The 23,373-nt window shown below is 63.0% G+C and carries 23 protein-coding genes and 1 tRNA gene; 6 read left to right on the top strand and 18 right to left on the bottom strand.

Annotation, left to right across the window (positions count from 1 at the left end):
• Position 1: 1 nt before the first annotated feature.
• Together ubiB and ubiE are read right to left on the bottom strand one after the other, a co-directional pair.
• Positions 2–1,576 (bottom strand): 2-polyprenylphenol 6-hydroxylase, encoded by a 1,575-nt coding sequence (gene ubiB, locus BLS48_RS12640; protein ID WP_091578086.1) that lies wholly within the window; start codon positions 1,574–1,576, stop codon positions 2–4.
• Positions 1,577–1,646: 70 nt separating this feature from the next.
• On the bottom strand, positions 1,647–2,423 hold the full coding sequence (ubiE, locus tag BLS48_RS12635; protein WP_091578015.1) for a bifunctional demethylmenaquinone methyltransferase/2-methoxy-6-polyprenyl-1,4-benzoquinol methylase UbiE: 777 nt from the start codon (positions 2,421–2,423) through the stop codon (positions 1,647–1,649).
• Between the two features lie 134 nt (positions 2,424–2,557).
• On the opposite strand from ubiE, the gene BLS48_RS12630 reads away from it, so the two are divergent.
• From BLS48_RS12630 to BLS48_RS12620, 3 genes are all read left to right on the top strand, one after another.
• The gene (locus tag BLS48_RS12630; protein ID WP_091578013.1) at positions 2,558–3,532 is read left to right on the top strand and encodes an adenosine deaminase; all 975 of its coding nucleotides are present in this window, start codon (positions 2,558–2,560) and stop codon (positions 3,530–3,532) included.
• A 148-nt stretch (positions 3,533–3,680) separates the two neighbouring features.
• Complete coding sequence (upp, locus tag BLS48_RS12625) at positions 3,681–4,310, top strand: uracil phosphoribosyltransferase (RefSeq protein WP_010911460.1); 630 nt, start codon at positions 3,681–3,683, stop codon at positions 4,308–4,310.
• A gap of 120 nt (positions 4,311–4,430) precedes the next feature.
• On the top strand, positions 4,431–4,994 hold the full coding sequence (locus tag BLS48_RS12620) for a TIGR02281 family clan AA aspartic protease (RefSeq protein ID WP_091578011.1): 564 nt from the start codon (positions 4,431–4,433) through the stop codon (positions 4,992–4,994).
• Here BLS48_RS12620 and deoA read toward each other — a convergent pair whose 3' ends face one another.
• The 6 genes from deoA to BLS48_RS12590 all read right to left on the bottom strand — a co-directional run bounded on the left by deoA (position 4,995) and on the right by BLS48_RS12590 (position 11,475).
• Positions 4,995–6,314, bottom strand: a complete 1,320-nt coding sequence (gene deoA, locus BLS48_RS12615; RefSeq protein WP_091578010.1) for a thymidine phosphorylase — start codon at positions 6,312–6,314, stop codon at positions 4,995–4,997.
• A gap of 141 nt (positions 6,315–6,455) precedes the next feature.
• Positions 6,456–7,265 (bottom strand): purine-nucleoside phosphorylase, encoded by an 810-nt coding sequence (locus tag BLS48_RS12610; RefSeq protein WP_091578008.1) that lies wholly within the window; start codon positions 7,263–7,265, stop codon positions 6,456–6,458.
• 13 nt (positions 7,266–7,278) lie between these two features.
• Positions 7,279–7,671, bottom strand: a complete 393-nt coding sequence (cdd, locus tag BLS48_RS12605) for a cytidine deaminase (RefSeq protein ID WP_091578007.1) — start codon at positions 7,669–7,671, stop codon at positions 7,279–7,281.
• Between the two features lie 162 nt (positions 7,672–7,833).
• On the bottom strand, positions 7,834–8,805 hold the full coding sequence (locus BLS48_RS12600) for an ABC transporter permease (RefSeq protein ID WP_091578005.1): 972 nt from the start codon (positions 8,803–8,805) through the stop codon (positions 7,834–7,836).
• A gap of 1 nt (position 8,806) precedes the next feature.
• Positions 8,807–9,946, bottom strand: coding sequence for an ABC transporter permease (locus tag BLS48_RS12595; protein WP_091578003.1), 1,140 nt, complete (start codon positions 9,944–9,946; stop codon positions 8,807–8,809).
• The gene (locus BLS48_RS12590; RefSeq protein ID WP_091578001.1) at positions 9,943–11,475 is read right to left on the bottom strand and encodes an ABC transporter ATP-binding protein; all 1,533 of its coding nucleotides are present in this window, start codon (positions 11,473–11,475) and stop codon (positions 9,943–9,945) included. The genes BLS48_RS12595 and BLS48_RS12590 overlap by 4 nt, the downstream gene beginning before the upstream one ends.
• Positions 11,476–11,688: 213 nt before the next feature.
• On the opposite strand from BLS48_RS12590, the gene BLS48_RS12585 reads away from it, so the two are divergent.
• On the top strand, positions 11,689–11,898 hold the full coding sequence (locus BLS48_RS12585) for a SlyX family protein (RefSeq protein WP_091578000.1): 210 nt from the start codon (positions 11,689–11,691) through the stop codon (positions 11,896–11,898).
• Between the two features lie 18 nt (positions 11,899–11,916).
• Entirely contained in the window at positions 11,917–12,306 is a 390-nt protein-coding gene (locus tag BLS48_RS12580; RefSeq protein ID WP_091577998.1) for a hypothetical protein, read from the top strand.
• Between the two features lie 65 nt (positions 12,307–12,371).
• On the opposite strand, the gene BLS48_RS12575 is transcribed toward BLS48_RS12580, so the two are convergent.
• From BLS48_RS12575 to BLS48_RS12560, 4 genes are all read right to left on the bottom strand, one after another.
• Entirely contained in the window at positions 12,372–13,361 is a 990-nt protein-coding gene (locus BLS48_RS12575) for a BMP family lipoprotein (protein WP_091577997.1), read from the bottom strand.
• A gap of 211 nt (positions 13,362–13,572) precedes the next feature.
• A complete protein-coding gene (gene msrA, locus BLS48_RS12570) occupies positions 13,573–14,232 on the bottom strand; it encodes a peptide-methionine (S)-S-oxide reductase MsrA (RefSeq protein WP_091577995.1) in 660 nt (219 codons plus the stop codon).
• Positions 14,233–14,270: 38 nt separating this feature from the next.
• Entirely contained in the window at positions 14,271–14,594 is a 324-nt protein-coding gene (locus BLS48_RS12565) for a hypothetical protein (protein WP_091577994.1), read from the bottom strand.
• Between the two features lie 124 nt (positions 14,595–14,718).
• Entirely contained in the window at positions 14,719–15,438 is a 720-nt protein-coding gene (locus BLS48_RS12560) for a hypothetical protein (protein ID WP_244529570.1), read from the bottom strand.
• A gap of 366 nt (positions 15,439–15,804) precedes the next feature.
• On the opposite strand from BLS48_RS12560, the gene BLS48_RS12555 reads away from it, so the two are divergent.
• Positions 15,805–15,894, top strand: a tRNA-Ser gene (locus tag BLS48_RS12555).
• 148 nt (positions 15,895–16,042) lie between these two features.
• On the opposite strand, the gene BLS48_RS12550 is transcribed toward BLS48_RS12555, so the two are convergent.
• From BLS48_RS12550 to htpG, 6 genes are all read right to left on the bottom strand, one after another.
• Entirely contained in the window at positions 16,043–16,828 is a 786-nt protein-coding gene (locus tag BLS48_RS12550; RefSeq protein WP_143019420.1) for a DUF2806 domain-containing protein, read from the bottom strand.
• A 351-nt stretch (positions 16,829–17,179) separates the two neighbouring features.
• Entirely contained in the window at positions 17,180–18,358 is a 1,179-nt protein-coding gene (locus BLS48_RS12545) for an ABC transporter ATP-binding protein (protein ID WP_091577990.1), read from the bottom strand.
• Positions 18,351–19,493 (bottom strand): ABC transporter substrate-binding protein, encoded by a 1,143-nt coding sequence (locus BLS48_RS12540; protein ID WP_091577989.1) that lies wholly within the window; start codon positions 19,491–19,493, stop codon positions 18,351–18,353. The genes BLS48_RS12545 and BLS48_RS12540 overlap by 8 nt, the downstream gene beginning before the upstream one ends.
• The gene (locus tag BLS48_RS12535; protein WP_091577987.1) at positions 19,490–20,329 is read right to left on the bottom strand and encodes an ABC transporter permease; all 840 of its coding nucleotides are present in this window, start codon (positions 20,327–20,329) and stop codon (positions 19,490–19,492) included. The genes BLS48_RS12540 and BLS48_RS12535 overlap by 4 nt, the downstream gene beginning before the upstream one ends.
• Positions 20,326–21,204: an ABC transporter permease gene (locus BLS48_RS12530; RefSeq protein ID WP_091577985.1), complete on the bottom strand. Its 879-nt coding sequence runs from the start codon at positions 21,202–21,204 to the stop codon at positions 20,326–20,328. The genes BLS48_RS12535 and BLS48_RS12530 overlap by 4 nt, the downstream gene beginning before the upstream one ends.
• A 185-nt stretch (positions 21,205–21,389) precedes the next feature.
• Positions 21,390–23,276 carry a molecular chaperone HtpG gene (gene htpG, locus BLS48_RS12525; RefSeq protein WP_091577984.1) on the bottom strand — a complete coding sequence of 629 codons (1,887 nt, stop codon included), beginning with the start codon at positions 23,274–23,276 and terminating at the stop codon, positions 21,390–21,392.
• Positions 23,277–23,373: the final 97 nt, after the last annotated feature.

Genomic DNA, 23,373 nt, shown 5'->3' with positions numbered 1-23,373 from the left:
GCTAGATGATCTTCCAGGCGATATAAACCAGCGTCAGCGCGATCACCCATAATGCCAGGCGGCCGGAACGGCTGTAGCGCGCCTCGGCCTTGCCGATGGCGCGGGCGGTGGTCTCGTCGAAGCGCAGCCCGTGCTCGGCCATCAGGTCGATCTCGCGTGACAGCCGATCGGTGCGCGCGGCCAGCTCCGGCGCCTGGCGGGCCAGCGTCAGCAGCGCCTTGGCGCCGTCGCGTACATCGATCATCATGCCGCGCGGCCCAAGGTTGCCGGCGATCCAGCCGCCGACCACCGGCTCCGCCGTCTTCCACATGTTGAAGGCCGGGTCGAGCGTGCGCGCCACACCCTCGACCACCACCATGGTCTTCTGCAACAGGATCAGTTCCGGCCGCGTCGCCATGTCGAAGAGTTCGGTCACTTCGAACAGCAGGGTCAATAGCTTGGCCATCGAAATGGTCTCGGCCGGCTGGCCGTGGATCGGCTCGCCGATGGCGCGGATCGCCTGCGCGAAAGCCGCGACATTGTGCTGGCGCGGCACGTAGCCTGCCTCGAAATGCACCTCGGCGACGCGCAGGTAGTCGCGTGTGATGAAGCCATAGAGGATTTCGGCGAGGAAGCGGCGCTCCTTCTTGCCGAGCCTGCCGGCAATGCCGAGATCGACGGCGACGATGATGCCGTTCGCCTCGACGAACAAATTGCCCGGGTGCATGTCGGCGTGGAAGAAGCCGTCGCGCAAAGTATGGCGCAGGAACGACTGGATGAGGTTGGCGGCGATCGCCTTCAGATCGTGCCCGGCGGCCTCCAGGCCGGCAATATCGTTCATCTTGACGCCGTCGACCCATTCCATGGTCAACACGTCGCGCCCGGTGCGCTCCCAGTCGACGGATGGCACACGGAAGCCGGGATCATCCCTGGTGTTTTCGCCGAGTTCCGAAAGAGCGGCTGCCTCGAGGCGAAGATCCATTTCGATCTTGGTGGTCTGAGCCAGCGTCTCGGTCACCTCGACCGGCCGCAACCGGCGTGACGACGGGATGTATTTCTCCTGCAGGCGAGCGGCGAGGAAATAGCTTTCGAGGTCCTGGAAGAAGCGGCGGCGCACGCCCGGCCGGATGACCTTGACCGCCACCTTGGTGGCAACGCCGTCATGGATGGTGTCGGCGGCATGGACCTGCGCGATGGAGGCGGCGGCGACCGGATCGCCGAATTGCGCATAGAGATCGCCGACCTTGCGCCCGAGCGAGGCTTCGATCGCCGCGATCGCCTCGGCCCTGGGGAAGGTGTGCATCTTGTCCTGCAACATGGCGAGATCGAGCGCCATGTCGTTGCCGACGACGTCGGGCCGTGTCGCCAGGAACTGGCCGAGCTTGACATAGGACGGTCCGAGCCGGACCACTGCCTTGGCCAGCCGGTCGCTACGCTCATAGGCGAGCGCGCGGCGGCGGGTGAACAGCCGCGCCAGCCGCCAGCCGAATTTGGGCAGGCCGTTCAGTTCCTCGCCTGGCAAGGCTGCGACGACGCCCTCGCGGACCAGCACCCAGCCGGCCCGCACGAGCCGAAATCCTGCGCTGACAGTGCTCATGGCTGCGCCCGCCCCGCCGGTTTCTTCAACCGGCGCAGGGCACATCGATCATGGGAAATGCTGGACGGCCTCAAAGCTTCCAGCCCGAATGCAGTGCCGCGATGCCGCCGGAATAGTTGCGGAAAGAGACGCGGTCGAAGCCCGCGCGGGTGATCATGGAAGCAAAATTCGCCTGGTTGGGAAACCTGGCGATCGATTCGACCAGATAGGAATAGGGCTCGCCGTCGCCGGTGACCATCTTGCCGATCCTCGGGATGGCGTTGAACGACCAGGCTTCGTAGGCCTTGTCGAGCAGCGGCATCTCGACTTCGGAAAATTCGAGGCACAGGAACCGCCCACCCGGCTTCAGCACGCGGAATGCTTCACTGAGCGCGACATCGATGCGCGGCACGTTGCGAATGCCGAAAGCGATGGTGTAGGCGTCGAAGGTGGCGTCGGCGAAGGGCAGTTCCTCAGCGTTGGCCTCGACGAAATCGGTGTTGCCGGACAGGCCTTTCTTTTCGGCCCGGTCGCGGCCGACGGCAAGCATCGAGCCATTGATGTCGAGCACCGTGGCATGGGCCTGACCGTGGCTGGCCTCGACGATGCGGAAGGCGATATCGCCGGTGCCGCCGGCAACGTCGAGCACGCGCCAGCCCGCCCGCTTTGGCGGATTGAGCCAGGTGACCATGGCATCCTTCCACAGCCGATGCAGGCCAGCCGACATCAGATCGTTCATCAGGTCGTAGCGGTTGGCGACCTTGTGGAAAACATCGTTGACCAGGGACTGCTTGTCGCCAGCCCCTACACGCTTGAAACCATAGGAGGTTTCCATGCCGCCCGCGGCCGTGGTTCTCTCAACTGACATTTTTTTGATCCGTCATAAAACCGGCGGGACCATAGCCGATCGATGGTGCGGGCGCTATTGTTTAAGGCGCGGTGTTCGGCCGCGCTTCCAGGTGGTGGGTTTTCAAGACCTGGACTGACCGACGGGATGATTGAATGCCTTTGAAAGCGGAATTGCACTGCCACATTGAAGGGGCAGCGGCGCCCGAACTCGTCATCCGTCAGGCGCAGAAATATGGCAAGGATACCTCCCCCTATATCCAGAACGGTTCATTCATCTGGCACGATTTCACGTCCTTCCTCGCGGCTTACGATTTTTCCTCCGATCTGTTCCGGACGGAGGAGGACTATGCGCGGCTGGCCGATCATTATCTGACCAGCCTCGCCCGCGACGGGGCGATCTATTCCGAGGTTTTCACCTCGCCGGATCATGCCAAGAAAGCCGGGTTGTCGCCCAAGGCCTACACCGATGCGCTCGGTGAAGGCATGGCGCGGGCCAAGGCCAAGACCGGCATCGAGGGCCGCATGATCGTCACCGGCGTGCGTCATGTCGGCGTCGAGTCGATCGAGCAGGCGGCACGCTTCGCCGCGCGCTGCGGGCATCCGCTGGTCACCGGCTTCGGCGTCGCCGGCGACGAGCGGGTAGGCGAGATGGAGGACTATGTCAGGGCTTTCGAGATCGCCCGCGAAGCCGGGCTCGGCATTACCGTCCATGCCGGAGAACTGACGGGCTGGGAGACTGTCCAAGCGGCGCTCGATCACATCCGCCCGTCCCGCATCGGCCATGGCGTGCGCGCCATCGAGAACCCGGACCTTGTCCGGCGCATCGCCGACGAGGGCGTCGTGCTGGAATGCTGTCCCGGCTCCAACATCGCGCTCAAGGTGTTCGACAGTTTTGCCGATCATCCTTTTCCGGCCCTGCGGGCCGCCGGCTGCAAGGTGACACTGAATTCCGACGATCCGCCCTATTTCTGGACCTCGCTGAAGCGCGAATACGAGATCGCCGCCGAGCATTTCTCGATGAACGAAAAGGCGCTCACCGCCGTTACCCGCACCGCCATCGAAGCCGCTTTCGTCGACAGGAAGACCAAGACCGCGCTTCTCGCCCGCCTGAATGGCGCCTCTCGCTGATTTCTTCCGACAAAGCTGTGGTCGGTGCAGGCCAAGCGGTTCCTTGGCCGGCGCATTGCCGCTAGGGTTCGCCCAAGCAGCTTGAAGCGCGGCGCGTCCGAAAGGGTCCATGCGCGCGCTTTCGGGCGACAGGCATCAGGAGAACATCATGAAGGGCGTCACCGTCGTCGACCATCCGCTTGTTCAGCACAAGCTGACCATCATGCGCAAGAAGGAAACCTCGACGGCCGGCTTCCGGCGGCTGCTGCGCGAGATCTCGCTGCTGCTCGGCTACGAGGTAACGCGCAACCTCGAATTGACGACGACGACGATCGAAACGCCGATCGAGACCATGGAGGCGCCGACGCTGGAGGGCAAGAAACTGGTCTTTGCCTCGGTGCTGCGCGCTGGCAATGGTTTGCTGGAAGGCCTGCTCGACCTGGTGCCGGCGGCCCGCGTCGCCCATATCGGCCTCTATCGCGACCACGAAACGCTGGAGGCGGTCGAGTATTTCTTCAAGGCTCCGAGCGATCTCGCCGACCGGCTGGTCATCGTCGTCGATCCGATGCTGGCGACCGCCAATTCGGCGATCGCGGCGATCGACAAGCTGAAAGGGCGCGGCGCCACCAACATCCGCTTCCTCTGCCTGCTGGCGGCGCCCGAAGGCATCGAACGCTTCACCAAGGCGCATCCGGACGTTCCGGTCTTCACCGCTTCCATCGATCGCCAGCTCAACGAGAAGGGCTACATCATGCCTGGCCTCGGCGACGCCGGCGATCGCATGTACGGGACCAAGTAGTACCAGGCAAAGTTGCCTGGTACGATTTACCAAACGTTTACGCAAAGGCGCGGTTCTGGCGTGCGTTAAAGCGGCAAACACCATCCGGGCTTAAGGATCGGCGGTCACGAAGGCCGATCCATGCTGCGCAAATTTCTCATCCTTGGCGTTTTTGCCGGTGCATCGGCATCGATACCAATTGTGTATCAGTCGAATCCGCGGATCCTCGAAAACCTGCTGAAATCGACGGCGGCGAGCAAGCCCGCCGTCGAAGCCCAGCCCGACGTCAACCTGGTATCTGTTCCCGACAAGCCGACGGCGCCGCTGCCGCTCGGCCGCAAGGTTGTCGTCACGGCGGACGAGCGAGGGCACTTCTCGTCAGCCTTCAAGCTGAACGGACGTCAGGTCGACGGCATGATCGACACCGGCGCGACACTGGTCGCCATCAACACCTCAACGGCACGCAGGATTGGGTTGTCGCTCAACCCTTCCGATTTCAGCCACGAGGTCAACACCGCCAACGGCACGATCAAGGCTGCCGTGGCATCGATCGACCGGCTACAGATCGGTACCATTACCGTCAATGACGTCCAGGTCATCGTGCTCGACGACAGGGCTTTGCACACCAACCTGATCGGCATGAGCTTCCTCAGTCGGCTCAGCAAATACCAGGCCGAGAACGGCACGCTGCTGCTCGTCCAGTAGTTAGCCGCGCGGCAGAATCCGCCTGATGACCGACTTGTCGGCGGCCGGCTTCGAAGCGCCGATCGCATAGGCCGAAAGCACGGCTGCGGCTGCGGTCTCGGCATCGGACGGCGAACGGGCATGGACCAATGCGAGGGGCTCGCCAGTCCTGACCTCGGCGCCGATCGGCAGCAGCCTGGTGATGCCGACTGCGGGGTCGATCTTGTCGTCCGGCCGTGTCCGCCCGCCTCCCAGACCAACCACGGCGAGCCCGATGTCGCGGGTCGCGATGCCGGTGACGAAGCCGCCCTCGGTCGCCTTGACGGCGAGTTCGGTCGCTGCCGTCGGCAAATATCTCTCCGGCTTCTCGATGAAATCGGCGGGGCCACCGAGAGCAGCCACCATGCGCGCGAAGGTGGCGGCGGCACGGCCGCTGGCGAGCGTCTCGCTGGCGCGGCGCATGCCATTCTGGTTCGATGACACCAGTCCCGCCGACTGCAGCATCTCGGCGGCCAGCGCCAGCGTCACGTCCTCCAGCCGACGGTCACGAAGACGGCCGGTGAGGAAATCCACGGCATTGCGCACCTCGACGGCGTTGCCGGCAGCCGAGGCCAGCGGCTCGTTCATGCCGGTGATCAATGCCGAGGCCTTCAGTCCGGCGCCGTTGGCGATTTCGACCAGGCTGCTGGCGAGGGCCGTCGCGTCGCGCGACTTTTCCATGAAGGCACCGTTGCCGACCTTGACGTCGAGCACCAGTGACTGCAGGCCGGCCGCCAGTTTTTTCGACAGGATCGAAGCGGTGATCAGCGGCACCGATTCGACAGTGCCGGTGACGTCGCGGATCGCATAGAGCCGGCGGTCGGCGGGGGCGAGATCGGCGGTCTGGCCGATGATGGCGCAACCGGTTTCGAGCACCGCCTTGCGAAACAGCGTGATATCGGGCTGGCTGACATAGCCGGGGATCGCGTCCATCTTGTCCAGCGTGCCGCCGGTGTGGCCGAGGCCACGGCCGGAAATCATCGGCACGTAAGCGCCGCAAGCGGCGACGATCGGCGCCAGCATGAGCGAAACATTGTCGCCGACGCCGCCTGTGGAATGCTTGTCGGTGACCGGGCCGGGCAGGTCCGACCAGTCGAGGACGTCGCCGGAATCGCGCATGGCCAGCGTCAGCGCCACCGCCTCGTCACGGCTCATGCCGTTGAAGAACACGGCCATGGCGAAGGCGCCGACCTGGCCATCCGAAACGGCCCCGTCGGTCACGCCCGTGACGAAGCTGGCTATCTCTTGCGCCGACAGTTTCAGGCCATCACGCTTGCGGCGGATGATTTCTTGCGGAAGCATGCGCTTTACCTTTCCCCTTGCGGGGGTCCGAAGGACGCGCAAGACCAGTGGCTTGCCCCGTAAGGCCTTTCCACACGGCTGAGCGGGGCGGGCAGAGCCCGCTCGTCGACCCTCTCCACAAGGGTGAGGGCAAAAACCGCTTCACCCATCCAGCAGGCCTTCCTGGAACAAATGCTGCAGGATCGTCGCCAGCCGCGCACCGCCGACCGGCGCCATGTCCTTGGTCTCCTGGTGCGAAAGCTCGGCCCCTGTCATGCCGGCCGCCAGATTGGTGATTACCGAGCAGGCGGCGACACGCAGCCCAAGGAAGCGGGCGAGGATGACCTCCGGCACGGTCGACATGCCGACGGCGTTGGCGCCCATGATGCGCGCCATGCGGATCTCGGCGGGCGTTTCGAAGCAGGGGCCGGAAAACCACATGTAGACGCCCTTGTGAAGCGCGGTACCGGTCGCCTTCGCCGAGCGTTCGAGCGCCTTGCGGATGCCGGCATCATAGGCTTCGGTCAGGCCGACGAAGCGGCGGTCGCTGGGCTCGCCGATCAGCGGATTGGTGCCCGAGAAATTGATGTGGTCGGTGATCAGCATCACCGAGCCCGGCGGCATATCCGGATCGACTGAACCGGCGGCATTGGTGAGGATCAATTTTGTGATGCCGATACCGGAAAGCACTTCCAGCACCGGCCGCATCGCCGCCGCGTTGCCGTGCTCGTAGTAATGGGCGCGGCCAGACAGCATCAGCACCGGCACGCCGGCAAACAGCCCCGCCACCACTTCGCCGGCATGGCCGGTGACGCCGCTTCTGGGAAAACCCGGCAAGTCGGCATAGGAGACACGGATTGGATCGTCGATCTGGTCGACCAACCCGCCCAGGCCCGAACCCAGGACCAGCGCGGCCGCCGGCGCCAGGCCGTCCAGCCTTTCGACGAGATGGTCCAGCGCCTTTTCCATCATTGCATCCAGTTCTTCATTTCAGCATATCGCCCCGGAAGCCGTAGGGCAGCATCTCGCCCATGGTCACGGTTTCGGCCACACCGGCATCGTCACAGAGATAAAGCTTTGTCTCCGGCCGGCAGAATTCGGCCAGCCGCTGACGGCAGCCGCCGCAAGGCGAGCATTTTGCCATGCGTTCGGCAATGACGGCGATTTCCACGATCTTGCCGCCGCCACCCATGACGTAGTGGCCAAGCGCGGTGGTTTCGGCGCACCAGCCTTCCGGATAGGAGGCAATTTCGATGTTGGCGCCGGCAAAGACGCGTCCATCCTCTGTGCGAAGTGCCGCACCAACCGGAAACTTCGAATAGGGTGCATAGGCCTTGGCCATGGCCGCCTTGGCCGCCTCGAACAGATCATGCGACATTCAGTTGTTCTCTCCGATGATCGTGTCCCGCTTGAAGCGCGTCGCGTCGAAACGGATTCATTCGACACACTTCAAGTCTTGTTTCCATGCATGTCGTCGTCTCAAGACCTGGGCCATTTTTGAGCGACATGCATTAGCCTGAGCGGACCCCGCACTTTCGGCTCAGCGTTCCTTGACGTAGGGCACACCACCGGCACGCGGCGGGATTGCCTTGCCGATGAAGCCGGCGAGCAGGATGACGGTGAGGATGTAAGGCAGCGCCTGCATGAACTGCACCGGCACCTTGCCGATGATGGGCAGCGGCGAGCCCTGCAGGCGGATCGACAGGGCGTCGAGGAAGCCGAACAAAAGGCAGGCGAACATGGCGTTGACCGGCTTCCACTTGGCGAAGATCAGCGCGGCCAGTGCGATGTAGCCCTTGCCGGCGGTCATGTCCTTCACGAAGCCGCCGTTCTGCACCATCGACAAGTAGGCTCCGGCAACGCCGGTCAGCACACCGGTGCAGATCAGCGCCCGGTAGCGCAGCCAGGCAACGGAAATGCCGGCCGTGTCGACGGCGGCCGGATTTTCGCCGACGGCGCGCAGCCGCAGGCCAAAGCGGGTGCGAAACAGCACCCACCAGGTGAACGGCACCATCAGGAAAGCGAGATAGACCAGTATCGAGTGGCCGGAGATCAGTTCCGAATAGATCGGTCCCAGGATCGGCACGTCCCTGACCGCTTCGGCGCCGGGCCAGACAATCGCGTCGAACCGCTCGCCCGGCTGCAGCGCCGGCGTGCGCCCGCCTTGCTGGAACCAGGCCTGGCCGAGAATGATGGTCGAACCGGCGGCGATGAAATTGATCGCCACGCCGGAGACGATCTGGTTGCCGCGATGGGTGATCGAGGCAAAGCCGTGGATCATGGCAAACGCGACCGAGATCAGGATGGCCATGCCGAGGCCGAGCAAGGCGGAATGGAACACGGAAGCGGCCGCGGCACCCGCGAAAGCGCCGACCAGCATCTTGCCCTCCAGCCCGATGTCGAAGATGCCGGCGCGCTCCGAATAGAGGCCGGCGAGGCAGGCAAGCAGCAACGGCACCGACAGGCGGATGGTCGAGTCGAGTATCTGCACGATGGCGATGAAGACACCCATCTCAGGCACCCTTCCCTTTGACCGCTTCCATGCCGACCGATCTTGGACTGAACGAAGCGAACAGCGCCTGGACGTAAGGCCGGAACATATGCTCGAGCGCGCCGGCAAACAGGATGACCAGACCCTGGATGATGACGATCATGTCGCGGCTGATTGCCGGCATCTCGAAGGCGAGCTCTGCGCCGCCCTGGTAAAGCATGCCGAAGAGGATCGCCGCCAGCACGATGCCGACAGGATGCAGGCGGCCCATCAGTGCTACCGCGATGCCGACGAAACCGGCGCCGCTGACAAAGTCGATCGCGACATTGTGCTGGTCGCCCATCACCGGGTTGAGCGCCATCATGCCGGCCAGAGCACCCGAGATCATCATGGCGGTGATGATGATGCGGGTCTCCGAAATGCCGGCATAGCGAGCCGCCTTCGGGCTGTGACCGTAGGTGCGCATCTCATAGCCGAGCTTGGTGCGCCAGATCAGCAGCCAGACCAGGAAGGCCATGATCAGCGCCAGCAGGAAGGTGATGTTGAGCGGGGCCGAACGGATCTTGGCGCCGAACAGTTCGATGATCCAGTTGAGCTTCGGCAATTCCGCGCCCGCGAGGAAGTTGCGCGTCTGCGGCGCCTGCGACCCTGCCGGCTTCAATGGGCCTACCAGCAGGAAAACCATGATCGAGGCGGCGATGAAGTTGAACATGATTGTGGTGATGACGATGTGCGAGCCGCGCTTGGCCTGCAGATAGGCGGGGATAAGCGCCCACAACGCGCCCACGACCGCCGAAGCGACGATGGCCAGCGGGAAAGTGAGCCACCATGGCAGCACGCTGTCGAAGGCAAGGCAGACGACGGCGATACCAAGGCCGGCGATGTAGGCTTGCCCCTCGGTGCCGATGTTGAACAGGCCGCAATGCGCTGCCACCGCCACCGAAAGCCCGGTAAATATGAAGGTGGTGGCATAGAACAGGGTGAAGGCGATGCCGGTCCCCTTGCCGAAAGCGCCTTCGACCAGGATGACGGCGGCGCGGAACGGATTTTCGCCGACCAGAAGCACGACGAAGCCGGCGACCACGAAGGCAACGAACAGATTGATCACCGGGATCAGGCCATAGTCGGCCCAGGCCGGCAACTTGGCGTAAGGCGTGCTCAAAGTGCTGCCCCCTGATGCTCGACGCCGGCCATCAGCAGGCCGAGTTCGCCCTCGGTCGTTTCCGGGCCGCGTTCGCCGACGATGCGGCCGGCAAACATCACCAGGATGCGGTCGGAGAGCGAACGGATCTCGTCCAGCTCGACCGACACCACCAGCACCGCCTTGCCCTGATCGCGCATGGCGATCAGGCGCTTGTGGATGAATTCTATGGCGCCGACATCGACGCCGCGCGTCGGCTGGCCGACGATGAGCACACCGGGGTCCTGTTCCATTTCCCGCGCGAGCACGATCTTCTGCTGGTTGCCGCCGGAGAAATTGGCGGTCTTCAACCGGCAGTCCGCCGGGCGGATGTCGTATTTGGCGATCTTGTCCTTGGCATCGTCGCGGATGGCATCGATGTTGAGGAACGGCCCTTTGAGGTAGCGGGGGTCGTCGTGATAGCCGAGAATGGAATTCTCGTTCTCCTCGAAGGCCAGCACCAGCCCGACATGATGGCGGTCCTCCGGCACATGGGCGAGGCCTCGGTCGCGCAACTCACCGGGATCGGCCGCGCCTGTGAGGTCGATCGGCTTGCCGTCGAGCATGACCGAGCCGGAAACGGCGCGCCGGATGCCCGAAATCGCCTCGAGCAGTTCGGATTGTCCGTTGCCGGCGACACCGGCGATGCCGACGATCTCGCCGGCGCGAATGTCGAAGGAGATGTCGTCGACCATGGTGACGCCGCGCGTGTCCTTGACCGTCAGGTTCTTGACCGCGAGCTTGACGCCGCCGGCTGCCGCCTCGCCCTTTTCGACCCGGAGCAGCACGCGGCGCCCGACCATGAGTTCGGCGAGTTCCTCGACCGTGGTCTTCCTGGTTTCGCGCGTCGCCACCATCGTGCCCTGGCGCATGACCGATACCGTGTCGGTGATGGCCATGATCTCGCGCAGCTTGTGGGTGATCAGCACCACCGTCTTGCCCTGCTCCTTCAACTGCTTGAGGATGCGGAACAGGTGGTCGGCCTCGGCGGGTGTGAGCACGCCCGTCGGCTCGTCGAGGATCAGGATCTCGGCGCCGCGATAGAGCGCCTTGAGGATCTCGACGCGTTGCTGCAGGCCGACAGGCAATTCCTCGACAATCGCATCGGGATCGACTTCCAGCCCATATTCGCGTTCGAGGCGCTCGAGTTCGGAGCGCGCCTTGGCGATGCTCCTTTTCAACAGCGCATCGCTTTCGGCGCCTAGGATGATGTTTTCCAGCACGGAGAAATTGTCGACCAGCATGAAGTGCTGATGCACCATGCCGATGCCGAGCGCGATGGCGTCGTTGGGTGTCTTGATCGAGGCCGGCTGACCGCCGACGCGGATCTCGCCGCTGTCGGCCTGGTAGAAGCCATAGAGGATCGACATAAGCGTCGATTTGCCGGCGCCGTTCTCGCCGACGATGCCATGGATGGTGCCGCGTGCGATCTCGAGATTGATGTCGCGGTTGGCGCGCACGGCGCCAAAACTCTTATTGATGCCGATCAGCTCGATTGCGGCTTGCGCCATGCAGCCAGTCCCACTCTTATTTTTTTATCGCTTGGTCAAAACGCCTAGCATGACGCTCCGCCCGTGCCAATTGGCTGGAGCGTCGCTCACTCTCGACAAATCCCGGTGCGCTTGTCAATTTCCAACGTGGCCGGGACCTCTACATTTGCTAATATGGACACGCCGTCGCAACGCCGCGGCGCGAGGCATTGCGGTGCAAGACTGGGGATTTGAATGACCATGCCCGCCGATCGGCTGACGACGCTGGAAATTCGCGCCGCCGAACAGGAACAGACCATCGAGGAACTGTCAGGCCAGATCGCCGAACAGTGGAAGGTGATCGAGCGCATGCAGCGCAAGCTCGATTCATTGACCGACCGTTTCCTGGCGCTGGAGGAACAGGCCGCACCCGACGTGCCGATCACCAAGCCGCCGCACTGGTAGGGAAGGGGAGCACAAGCCATGAGCGATCGCATCGCAAGGGCCGGCGATTACGTGCTCGGCCTGATGAACGACGCGGAACGCGAACGGGCCGAACGCGATCTGGAGATCGACCCCGCCTTCCGCGACGCGGTGGTGCAGCTCGCCGAACGCATGCACATGTTCGACCGCGCGGAAAAACCAGGTGGCCTGCCCGGCAATCATTGGCAGCTGGTGACGCAACGCCTCGCGGAATTGCCGCAGATGCGCACATCCGGACTGGGCGATGCCAGATCACCAGCGGTGATCCGCGGCCTGCCCCAGCGGCCGCATGGCATCGGCCTGCACGCCCTTGGCGGCCGGCGCGGATTTGCCGTCGCCATCGGGCTGATAGTGGCCTTCGGGTTGGGTTATCTGGCGGGCAAGCTATAGGCCAACGCAAAACCGCCGGGCGTGCGCCCGGCGGTTTGCAGATCATGGCTGGATGTCCGCGCCGCTCAGTAGGGGCAGGCGTTGTCAGTCGTGTAGTCATGCACTTCGAGCTTGCCGGCGATGATGTCGGCCTTGGCCTTTTCGACCGCCGCCTTCATCTCGTCGGTCACCAGCGCCTTGTTGTTGTCGTCCATGGCGTAGTCGACGCCGCCCTCCTTGAGGCCAAGATTTTGCAGGCCGCCCTTGAAGGTGCCGTTCTTGCCGTCCATGAAGGCGGTGTAGACGGCAACGTCGACCCGCTTCATCATCGAGGTCAGCACCTTGCCGGGCTGCAAGCCGTTCTGGTTGGAATCGACTCCGATGCCGAGCTTGCCGGCATCCGCCGCCGCCTGCAGCACGCCGACGCCGGTGCCGCCGGCCGCGGCATAGACCACGTCGGAGCCCTGGTCGATCTGCGTCTTGGCGATCTCGCCGCCCTTGGCCGGATCGTTCCACGCCGCCGGCGTGTCACCGGTCATGTTCTGGATGACATCGGTCGCGCCGGCAGCCTTGGCGCCGCCGACATAGCCGCATTCGAACTTGCGGATCAGCGGAATGTCCATGCCGCCGATGAAGGAGACCTTCTTCGACTTCGACGCCATCGCCGCCAGGATGCCGACGAGGTAGGAGCCTTCGTTCTCCTTGAAGACCAGCGAGCGGACATTGGGCAGGTCGACGGCATCGTCGATGATGGCGAAGTTGAGGTCAGGATATTCCTTCGCGACCACCTTGAGCGCATCCTCCCAGGCAAAGCCGGCCATGACGATCGGGTTGCGGCCGTCCTCGGCGAAGCGGCGCAGCGCCTGCTCGCGCTGCGAGGCGTTGGACACTTCGAACTCGACATAGGGCGTGCCAGTCTCGGTCTTGAACTTCTCGGCGCCATGGAAGGCGGCCTCGTTGAAGGATTTGTCGAACTTGCCGCCCAAATCATAGAGGATGGCCGGCTGGACATCCGCGGCGAAAGCCGGAAGAACCATTGCGGTTGCGGCCAAGAGGCCGAGAACAATACGTTTCATGTGATCCACACCCTGTCGGTTATTTTTTCCGTTACGCACCGCCCGCCTGCCCGGTTCGCCGGCAGGCATGCGACGTCAGCCAGGAGTGTATTCCCCTCCCGCTCGAGGGCAATCTGGCACGGCCCGAAACAAATTTCACGCGGAATTTTGACCTTTTGGAAAAGCATGGCGCGGGGAGGCCGCACCATGCTTGATCCTTGCGCGAAAGGCTTCAGGCGGCGGCCGGCATGGCGCAGGCAACGCCGGTGCCCTTGAGGTTGCAATAGCCGTAAGGGTTCTTCGCCAGATATTGCTGGTGATCGGCTTCGGCGAAGTAGAATTCCGGCGCCGGCGTGATCTCGGTGGTGATCCTGCCGTGGCCTGCAGCGCGTAGCGAGGCCTCATAGGCGTCACGCGAAGCACTTGCCGCGCTGAATTGCGCGTCACCGAGCGTGTAGATCGCGGAGCGGTAGGTGGTGCCGACATCATTGCCCTGGCGCATGCCTTGCGTCGGATCATGGCTTTCCCAGAACAGCTTCAGAAGCTCGCCATAGGAGACGACCTTGGGATCGTAGACCACCAACACCACTTCGGTGTGGCCGGTAAGGCCGGTGCAGGTTTCCTGATAGGTCGGATTGGGCGTGAAGCCGCCGGCATAGCCGACCGCCGTGACCCAGACGCCTTCGAGCTGCCAGAACAGCCGCTCGGCGCCCCAGAAGCAGCCCAGCCCGAACATCGCCGTCTCCAGCCCCTCCGGATAAGGTCCCTTGAGGGGCCTTTTCAAGACGTGGTGTCTGGATGTCGTCGGAATCGCCTTGGCGCGGCCGGGCAACGCCTCGGACGGCTTCGGCAAATGAAGCTTCTTGTTCAGCATGTCGCTGAGAAAGAACATGCGCGGTCTTCCTTCTCTGGGTGGACGCAGGAAGCGGATCAGGTGGCGGCGAATTGTCCGGTGCGTCGTTGCCGCCTGTAACCGATCGCATAGAGCAGGAAGGCCAGCACCGCAAAAACCGCGAAGCCGGGCTGGTTGAGTACCCAGGCGATGACGCTGTCCCAGAGCAGCGGGCCGGCCTTGGCCCGGACGAAGGTTTCGAAAGCCGCTCGTGTGTCCGGCGAGACGGCCAGCCAGCTGGTGTTGAGCGGGGTCAGCACGAGCGCCGAAGCAGCCACCGTGCGAGTCGCGTCGAGCACCGCCATGATGACGGAGATCGACAGCGCGACCATTGCGGCAAGACGAAAGATGAAGCGAAACATTCGAGACCTTTTCCCCCGGCCAGTGCTCAAGCTCCTCCCAAGGACCTTTCGGCACGCGTTTCAGAACGAGAGATAGAATGCGCAGGCCGGGTTCGCAATCGTCATACGCGAATTTGAAGCCGATCTATGTCACTGGCTTGTGACTGCGCCGGTGAGCGAGCCAGACCGCGACAATGCCGCCGCCAATGGCACCGACCACCAGGCCGGCCAGGCCGATGAACGCGGCGAAATAGCCGCAGGCGCCTTCGAAGCAGCTCATGCTGGTGACATCGGCGATCACCGAACCGGCGAAGAAGCCGGCGACGGCGCCGATGACCGCGCCAAGGATGATACCGAGCAGGGCCGCGATGATCGAAACGAAGACCGGCGGCGCTTCGGTTTCCGGCTTGGCGTAGACGGTCTCGGCACCTGAACCGCGGCGCAGCAGGTAGATGCAGAGCAAGCCGATGGCGATTTCGGCACCGGTGATGGCCAGACCTCTGGCCGAGAAGACGAAATCAGGCACGGCAAGCACATACGCCTGCCTCGCCAGCAGCCAGATGATGATGGCGATCTGCCAGATGGTGAAATGGCGCGGGAAACGCGCCGAGCGGCCGAAGGCGAGGCTAAGCAGGTAAAGCCCCCACAGGATGGTGACGACGTTGGCGGCGAGCCCGCCAAAGACGAGATAGAAGATCTTGTCCGGCAGGCCGGAATTCCCGACCAGCCACCAGGCCGACGCTAGGCCATAGACCGACCACGCCATGACGAAGATGAGCCAGCCCACCGGTACGAAGGACAGTCCGCTGTCCGGCCGTCTGGCTGGCGTCTGTCCATTGCCCGGAATTCCACTGCTCGATGTCATGTCCGGACGATGCCCCCGCAAAGCCTGCATCACTCGACAGATGGCCGGGAGCGAAGTCAAGCGCGGCCGGCGTTGCGGCCTTGCCTGTGCACATCATTCGAGGGCAGCGCCTCAAAACGGGGGGCTCCGGCGGCGTCGTGAAACGCTGTGTGGCCGGCAAAGCGAATAGACCGCCGTTATGGCTTGGCATTCGGCGCGGGATCGACTAGATGAGCCCCGCGCCTGTTGCTTTGACGGCTCAGGTGCAGGGGAAGGGTGTCCGCTGGTTGGCGGCATCCATGGAGCGGAATTTCCGCACCGCTGCCCCAAGGGAGATGCATATCCCCAACCCGCGTGGCGAAACCGGCCGGCGCGACATGCAAGGACGGAGAGGTGGCCGAGTGGTTGAAGGCGCACGCCTGGAAAGTGTGTTTACGGGAGACCGTAACGCGGGTTCGAATCCCGCTCTCTCCGCCATAAATCCAATTGCCACATATGTTATTGATTTCACAGCAATTTAATCAACGTACTCAGTTGGCGGTGCCCCAAGGCGGTGCCCCAAAATATGCCTATTGTGACGCACGCGTTTGGAACTTTGTGATAAATTCGAGCGCGTCCATCGCGGTTAGCCCCTCGTTTTTCCACGCTTTAACTGCGGATTCGAAATACGCCTCGTTTTTTCTTGCTTCCGCAATCTTCCAAAGCTCCTCGCCGGCCTTTGTGAATAGAGCATTGCCGCAGATGAGAGTGTTGCCGGTTGGTGGCAGTGGGGCGTCTCCATCCGCAAACTCAAAAAAATGGTTTTGTCGAAATACGTGCAGGGCGCAATTGGGCCAAAACCTTGGCGCGAAAAACCACCCAGTGCCTCAAACGAGATAAGCCCCGCTTTATCGAGATGCACTAAATCAGCGAACCCAATGCCAGCCACTTTTAGCTGCTCCGTATCATTTGACCGGATAGCGAGTACAGGAGCGCCGATTAAGGTCCAGGCGCGGGAACATAATCTTGAAAACAGCGCTGCGTCGGCTGCGTCCATAGTGGCCAACACATCAATCGCACGTCTTGAAAAGCTATTGGCCTTGCTGGCTTCTCCCTCAAGAACCTTCGCCCAAATCTCCCGCGTTTCGTCGTTGGTATAGGAACGGTATCGCTCGAAGAAGTGCGTCAGCCAGTCCTCATCAATGTTCTCAGGGTGTGCCTCTTGGGGCAGGTATTCAAGTGACTTTAGAGTGATCGCCCCAATATTTTCCTGCTTTTTCCCTTCCTCCCTAACCATCCGCAGGATCGCCCGCTGCTCGATGTCTGACACTTCAATTCTTGCGTTAGCTTTTATGACTTCGGCTTTTGCCTCTGCCTTTGCCACGCGTTCTATCTGCAATGGGCGAGCAACACCACCAACTGCATCCGACACTCGATTTATCAGGGCCTCTGCGGCCTTCCCCAAGTCACCAACATTGATTAGTCCGCCACCGCCGACATCCTAGACCTCGTGACTGTCTTAAGTCAGAGGCTATACAGCACCTTTTGACTGAGTCGTGAACGGCTACTCAGGGAGGTCGAATGCAACCGCCTTGCTGGCAGAACTCCTCATAGCTGCCTCAGCCAAGGGAGCTGCCGACTGCGGAACCATAATCCCATCATGCATCGGTAGGGCTGCTATCCCCAGGGCCGGCCGCCGAATTAATTGCCGTCGTTCCGCTGTCGACCCCTTCTCGGCATTCCGCGTCCATGAGTTCACGGCCCGGGTCCTCGGCGATTTGCATCACGAAATCCGCTGACCATCCTCGTCGAGGAGGACGCAGCCCTCGGCATCGAAGCCGAGGTCGATCGCCTCGCCTTCGCGAAGCAGCCGGCCACTGATCGGCGCGTTGGCGCGGATGCTGGCCTTACCGCCAATATCGATCTCGTAGATGGCGCTACCGCCCAGATACGAGGCAGAGACGACGCGGCCGGGCAGACGGTTGGCGCTCGCCGCTGCGCCGACCGACAGTTTCTGCGGCCGCACGACGACAGTGACTTTGCAGCCGTCGGCAAGCGGCTTTGGACTGGCCACGTTGATTGTCTGGCCGGTGGCGAGCAGCACCGCTGTTCCTTGGCCGGATCTCCTCACGGTCCCTGCCAGCATGTTGGCCTTGCCGAGGAAGTCGGCGACGAAGGCCGTGGCTGGTGCCTCGTAGACCTCCTGCGGGGTTCCGATCTGCTCCACTGCGCCGGCGTTCATCACCACGATGCGATCCGACATGGAGAGCGCTTCTTCCTGGTCGTGCGTGACGAAGATAGCGGTGATGCCGGTTTGCTTCTGGATCTTCTTGATCTCGACGCGCATTTCCTCGCGCATGTTCGCGTCGAGCGCCGACAGCGGCTCGTCGAGCAGCAGCACCTGCGGCTCGAAGACGATGGCGCGGGCGAGTGCGATGCGCTGCTGTTGCCCGCCCGACAGTTGCGAGGGCAGCTTCTTCTCGCTACCCGGCAGCCGCACCATCTCGAGCGCCTGGGCGACCTTGCGCGCAATTTCGGGCTTCGGCACATTGCGGTACTTCAGGCCGAAGGCGACATTGTCGAACACGTTCTTGTGCGGGAATAGCGCGTAGCTCTGGAAGACCAGCCCGATATTGCGCCTGTAGATCGGCACGTCGTCGACCCGCTGCCCGTCGATCATGATCTGGCCGCCCGAAATGTCGACCAGGCCTGCGATGGAACGAAGGATCGTGGTCTTGCCGCAGCCCGAAGGCCCGAGCAGGGTGACGAAGCTGCCCTTGCGGATCGACAGCGAGAAATCGCGCACCGCCACGAACTTGCCATAAGCGATGTCGATGTCGCGGAACTCGACCGCCGGCTGGCTCGTCTCCGCGCCGCCCTGAGCGGATCCGCCCACACCGGACCTTGCCACCCCGGCCGCGGCCGGCCGGGGTACCCCTGAAAAGTCGTGGCTGTCAGGCACCTTTCGAGATCCTGTGCCACTGCTTGTTCCAGGCGTCCTCATTGCTCGCCCAGTAGACCGGGTCGGCGAAGGTCAACGCCTTCATCGTGCCCGTTTTGTCAAAGGCCGGCAGCTTCTCGATCTTCTCGGTCAGCTTGACTTTTGTCGGGTCGAGCGATGGCGGATAGCTCTGGCCCTCCGCCACCGCGATGGCGGTCGCCGGGTCGAGCATGAAGTTGATCAACTCCTCACACTCGGCCATCGGCGAGCCTTTCAGGATCAGCATGTCCTCCATCCAGGCATAGGAACCCACGGGGTCGAGATAGCCGATCGGATGGCCCTGGTCCTGCAATGCGGCGACGCGGCCCGACCATGCGTCGGTTACCACGATCTCGCCCTTGGAAAGCAGGTCCATCAGTTCCGCGCCGGAACTCCAGAACTTCTTGGCGAGGTCTCGCGTCTCGCGCACCTTGGCCCAGATCGCGTCCATGTCCTTGAGGTTGTTCGGGTCCTGTCCGGTGGCGAGTGCGGCGTACCAGACGCGCGTGGTCATGTCGTCATAACCGCCGACCTTGCCCGCGTATTTCTTGTCGAGCAGCAGTGCGGCACCCTTTTCCTTGGCTTCCTCGGGCGAGATCACCTTGGTGTTGTAGGCGATGCCTGTTGTGCCGTAGTCATAAGGCACGGCCGAGAGTTTCGGCGTCAGCTTGCGGAACGGATCGATCATTGGCTGCAGCACATTCGCCATGTTGGGAATGTTGGCCTCATTGATCTCCGAGGTCAGGCCGCCGTTCACATATTTGATGTAATAGTTGACGCCGGAAGAATGGATGACCTGGTAGTCGCCGGGCTTGGCGGTCTTGATCTTGGTGATGATCTCGTCCTCGTCGCCGAACGTGCCCTGGACCACCTTGATCTTGGTCTTGGCGGTGTAGGGCTTAAAGGCATATTTGTCGATCGCATCCTGAACCGTGCCGCCCCAGCCGTCGAAGCGCACCTCTTCGACCGCGGCGAGGGCCTGCCTCATCCAGGGCATGTCGAGGCCCACCGCGGCCGCCGCAGCGGCGGTCAGCGTCAGGAAAGTGCGGCGGCTCAGATCGCCGTTTTGATACCTATCGTGCAGCCGTTCAAGCCGCTTGCCGTTGGACAGTTTCATCGTGCTTCCTCCTTGGGTTCGCCGCGTCTTTTCAATCTGGTCAGGCTTTGCAGGACCAGGCCGCCGAGCAGCGGGATGCCGACGGTCACCAGGATCATCACGGTGCCGAGTGCGTTGATCTCCGGGCTGATCGAGATCTTGAGCATCGAAAGGATCTGGGTGGGCATAGTCTCGACACCCGCCGGCCGCCAGAACAGGCTGGCCGACGTATTGTCGAACGAGATGGTGAAGGCGAGCAGCGCGCCGCCAACGACGGCCGGGATGAGCAGCGGCAGCGTGATCTCGCGGAAGGATGAAAAGCGCGAGGCGCCGAGCGAAAGTGCCGCTTCCTCATAAACGCGCCGGATACCGACCATGCGCGCCTGGGTAATCAGCACCACATAGGGGACGGCGAGCAGGATATGGCCGAGCACCAGCAAAAGCATGGTTCTCGGCTGGTCGATCGCCTTGATCAGCACCAAAAGACCGACGCCGAGAATGGTTTCCGGCACCAGCGCCGGCAGGATCACCAGCGTGCTCAACGCCTGCTTGCCAGGGAATTCAAAGCGTACCAGCGCGAATGCCGTGACGACGCCTATTGCCGTGGTAACGGCGGCGGTGACCACCGCGATCCACAGCGAGGTACGGAAAGCGGTCAGCACCTGCTCATTGGCCATCAGCTTGCCGTACCATTGCAGGCTGAAGCCGGTCATCGGGAAGCCGCCGAACATCGAGGCGTTGAATGACAGGATCACCGTCGCCACGATCGGCGCGAACATGAAGATGTAGACGCAGAGCGTGACGAAGCCGGTCAGACGCCAGGCCCATCTTCCTTCCTGCTTGCGCCGCGCCTTCATCCACCCAGTCCTTTGACGATCTGCGACATGCCCATGTAGCGCGTGTAGGCAGCGGCGAAGAAGCCGAGCACGATGAACAGCACGATCGAAAGCGTGGCACCCATCGGCCAGTTCAGCTCACCCATGATCGTGTCGTAGATCAAATTGCCGAACAGCGCGTCGCGGCCGGAACCCAGCAATTGCGGCGTTACATAGCTGCCGGCGGCCAGCACGAAGCAGAGCAGCAGGCCTGCCGCGAGGCCCGGCAACGAAAGCGGCAGCGTCACCTCGCGGAACGCCTGCGCGCTGGTGCAGCCCATCGAGCGGGCCGCCGCGATCAGTGTGCGGTCGATGCTTTCAAGGCTGACATAGACGTTGAGGATCATGTAGGGCAGCAGGAAGTGCAGCATGCCGAGGATGACCGCGCCCTCGTTGTAGAGCATCGGTAGCGGCTCGCTGATGATACCCAATTTCATCAGCGAAACGTTGATGACGCCCTGTTCGCCCAGGATGTTGATCCACGAAAAGGTGCGGATGGTGAAGCTGATCCAGAACGGCACGATGAGCAGGAGAAGCAGCAGCCATTTGTGCTTGAAGGTGGTCGCCCAGATGAAATAGGCCGGAAAATAGCCCAGCACCCCGCAGAGCACCGCCGTGATGGCCCCGACCCTCAGCGTCTTCAATAGGAAGCCGGAATAATAGCTGTCGGTCAGGAATTCATGCCAGTTCGCCGTCGTCAGCGCGCTGGTTTCCACGCCGGCGGTGACGAAGGTGAAGAAGGTGTAGGCCGCCATCACGGCTATAGGCAGCACCAGGAAGAAGATCAGCAGCAAGAGCACCGGCGCGACCAGTAGCCAAGCCAGCCGCGGATCATACAATGTCCATCGTCGTCTCATGACCACCCGGTGCGCTTTCTTTGAAGCGCCTGTTTGTTCCCGGGGCCAAGATTGGGTGATTGGAGGCCCGATGTCTACAGTCGGCCATTGAGCCAGTGGACATCGGGTGCGTCACCGGCTGCAATGGGCGCCGAAACTTGGTCGGCGAACGGCATCGCGGCAGATCCGGTGGTCGCCAGGGAAGCTCAGCCCTTCGAGATGCCGCGCGCGATCAGCCGCGCCAGACGCTGCGAAAACGCCCGGGCGTCCGCCGGCTTGTCGCCGTCGAGTACGCGTGCCTCGTCATAGAGAAGATGAGCCGCGTCGTCCTTGAAGGCCTGCTCGTCGTCGCCGAGGCTGGCGAGCGCCAGCACAAGCTCATGGCCCGGGTTGATTTCGAGGATCGGTTTCGCGGCCTTGTCGAGGCGGCCGGCGGCGTTCATCAGCCGCTCGAACTGCCGGTCGGGGCCATGCTCGGGCGCGACCAGGCAGACCGCACTTTCGGTGAGCCGGTCGGAGGCCTTCACGTCCGAGACGGCATCGCCAAGCGCGGACTTGACGAAAGCGAGGAAGCCATCGACCTCCGGTGTCGCCGCCCCGTCCGGCTTCTTTGCGTCGTCGAGCAGAGGGATGTCGGACAGTTCCGCCACGCCCTGCGTCACCGACTTGAACGGCTTGCCGTCGAAGTCCGGCGCCATCGTCACCCAGAAGCTGTCGACAGGGTCGGTGAGCAGCAGCACCTCGATGCCTCGCGCCTTGAACCCTTCGAGCTGAGGCGAGGCTTCGAGCCGCGCGCGGTCGTCGCCGGCCATGAAGAAGATCGCCTTCTGGCCTTCCTTCATCGCAGCGATATAGTCGGCCAGGCCGCGCCAGCCTTCGCCTGATGTGGTCGAGCGGAAGCGGGCGAGCTTCAGCAATTGCTCGCGCCGTTCGTAATCCTCGTAGAGCCCTTCCTTGAGAACGACGCCGAAATTGTCCCAGATCTTGGCATAGGCCTCGGCCTCGTTCTCCGCCAGCTTGGCGAGGTCGCCCAGCACGCGGTTGGTCAGGCCCTTGCGGATGGCGGCCAGCAGCGGGCTTTCCTGGATCATCTCGCGCGAGACGTTGAGCGGCAGGTCGGCGGAATCGACCAGCCCGCGCACGAAGCGCAGATAGCGCGGCAGAAGGTCGGCATCGTCGGTGATGAAGACGCGGCGCACATAGAGCTTCATGCGGCCCCTGCGGTCCTGGTCGAACAGATCGAACGGACGCGAGCCCGGCACGAAGGCGAGCACGGAGTATTCCTGCCGGCCCTCGGCGCGGAAATGGATGGTGGCGGCCGGCTCGTCATACTGGCCGGAGACGCTACGATAGAAATCGGTGTATTCCTCGGGCTTGATCTCGCTCTTCGGCCGCACCCAGAGTGCCGTGCCATCGGCGATGTCGCGCGCCTCGGCGCCGGGTTTTTCGACGAGCGTGATCGGCACCGGCACATGGCCCGACTGCGACTTGGCCAGTTGCTCGAGCCGGTAGGAGCCGGTGTAGGAGACGGCGTCGTCCATCAGATGCAGCACCACGCGGGTGCCGCGCTTGGGTGCGGCTTCGAGTGGGGCGGGTGCGATCTCATACGAACCCTTGCCGTCGGACGACCAGCGCCAGGCCTCTTCGCTTCCCGCGAGGCGACTGATGACGTCGACCCGCTCAGCCACCATGAAGGCGGAGTAGAAGCCGACGCCGAACTGGCCGATGAGCTGCGTGTCCTCTGTACCTGCGCCGACGCGCTCGATAAAGGCGCGCGTGCCCGAGCGGGCGATCGTGCCCAATGCCTCGGCCATGTCGTCGCGGCTCATGCCGATGCCGTTGTCCTCGACGATGATTTCCTTGTTGTCCGGATCGGCCGAAATCGAAATGCGCGGCTTGGGGTCGTTGCCCCGCAGTTCGGGGCGGCTGACAGCCTCGAAACGCAGCTTCTCGCAGGCGTCAGCGGCGTTGGAAATCAGCTCGCGCAGGAACACGTCCTTGTCGGAATAGACCGAGTGCACCATCATGTGCAGCAGCCGCGAGACATCGGCCTCGAATGCCCTGGTTTCCGTCGCTTTCGTATCCGTCGTCATTCAGATTTTCCCACGTAATCGTTCTGCCCGCCGCGCCATGCACGTTCCGGGCTCGTCCTTCAACCATTTTCAATTACGCCGGCAACCCTGTTCCGCA

It is taken from the genome of Mesorhizobium qingshengii (assembly GCF_900103325.1).
GTDB classification, from domain to species: domain Bacteria; phylum Pseudomonadota; class Alphaproteobacteria; order Rhizobiales; family Rhizobiaceae; genus Mesorhizobium; species Mesorhizobium qingshengii.
The sequence above is the reverse complement of the archived record's forward strand: the minus strand, read 5'-3'. Positions and strand labels throughout refer to the sequence as shown.

What these genes read in the sequence shown, in the direction of transcription:
- BLS48_RS12590 (WP_091578001.1), bottom strand. Translation starts at nt 11,475, where the DNA reads ATGGCGCAAGCCGCAATCGAGCTGATCGGCATCAATAAGAGTTTTGGC.
- ubiB (WP_091578086.1), bottom strand. Translation starts at nt 1,576, where the DNA reads ATGAGCACTGTCAGCGCAGGATTTCGGCTCGTGCGGGCCGGCTGGGTG.
- BLS48_RS12585 (WP_091578000.1), top strand. Translation starts at nt 11,689, where the DNA reads ATGACCATGCCCGCCGATCGGCTGACGACGCTGGAAATTCGCGCCGCC.
- upp (WP_010911460.1), top strand. Translation starts at nt 3,681, where the DNA reads ATGAAGGGCGTCACCGTCGTCGACCATCCGCTTGTTCAGCACAAGCTG.
- BLS48_RS12630 (WP_091578013.1), top strand. Translation starts at nt 2,558, where the DNA reads ATGCCTTTGAAAGCGGAATTGCACTGCCACATTGAAGGGGCAGCGGCG.
- BLS48_RS12530 (WP_091577985.1), bottom strand. Translation starts at nt 21,204, where the DNA reads ATGAGACGACGATGGACATTGTATGATCCGCGGCTGGCTTGGCTACTG.
- ubiE (WP_091578015.1), bottom strand. Translation starts at nt 2,423, where the DNA reads ATGTCAGTTGAGAGAACCACGGCCGCGGGCGGCATGGAAACCTCCTAT.
- BLS48_RS12610 (WP_091578008.1), bottom strand. Translation starts at nt 7,265, where the DNA reads ATGATGGAAAAGGCGCTGGACCATCTCGTCGAAAGGCTGGACGGCCTG.
- BLS48_RS12560 (WP_244529570.1), bottom strand. Translation starts at nt 15,438, where the DNA reads ATGACATCGAGCAGTGGAATTCCGGGCAATGGACAGACGCCAGCCAGA.
- BLS48_RS12600 (WP_091578005.1), bottom strand. Translation starts at nt 8,805, where the DNA reads ATGGGTGTCTTCATCGCCATCGTGCAGATACTCGACTCGACCATCCGC.
- msrA (WP_091577995.1), bottom strand. Translation starts at nt 14,232, where the DNA reads ATGTTCTTTCTCAGCGACATGCTGAACAAGAAGCTTCATTTGCCGAAG.
- cdd (WP_091578007.1), bottom strand. Translation starts at nt 7,671, where the DNA reads ATGTCGCATGATCTGTTCGAGGCGGCCAAGGCGGCCATGGCCAAGGCC.
- htpG (WP_091577984.1), bottom strand. Translation starts at nt 23,276, where the DNA reads ATGACGACGGATACGAAAGCGACGGAAACCAGGGCATTCGAGGCCGAT.
- deoA (WP_091578010.1), bottom strand. Translation starts at nt 6,314, where the DNA reads ATGCTTCCGCAAGAAATCATCCGCCGCAAGCGTGATGGCCTGAAACTG.
- BLS48_RS12535 (WP_091577987.1), bottom strand. Translation starts at nt 20,329, where the DNA reads ATGAAGGCGCGGCGCAAGCAGGAAGGAAGATGGGCCTGGCGTCTGACC.
- BLS48_RS12580 (WP_091577998.1), top strand. Translation starts at nt 11,917, where the DNA reads ATGAGCGATCGCATCGCAAGGGCCGGCGATTACGTGCTCGGCCTGATG.
- BLS48_RS12540 (WP_091577989.1), bottom strand. Translation starts at nt 19,493, where the DNA reads ATGAAACTGTCCAACGGCAAGCGGCTTGAACGGCTGCACGATAGGTAT.
- BLS48_RS12565 (WP_091577994.1), bottom strand. Translation starts at nt 14,594, where the DNA reads ATGTTTCGCTTCATCTTTCGTCTTGCCGCAATGGTCGCGCTGTCGATC.
- BLS48_RS12620 (WP_091578011.1), top strand. Translation starts at nt 4,431, where the DNA reads ATGCTGCGCAAATTTCTCATCCTTGGCGTTTTTGCCGGTGCATCGGCA.
- BLS48_RS12575 (WP_091577997.1), bottom strand. Translation starts at nt 13,361, where the DNA reads ATGAAACGTATTGTTCTCGGCCTCTTGGCCGCAACCGCAATGGTTCTT.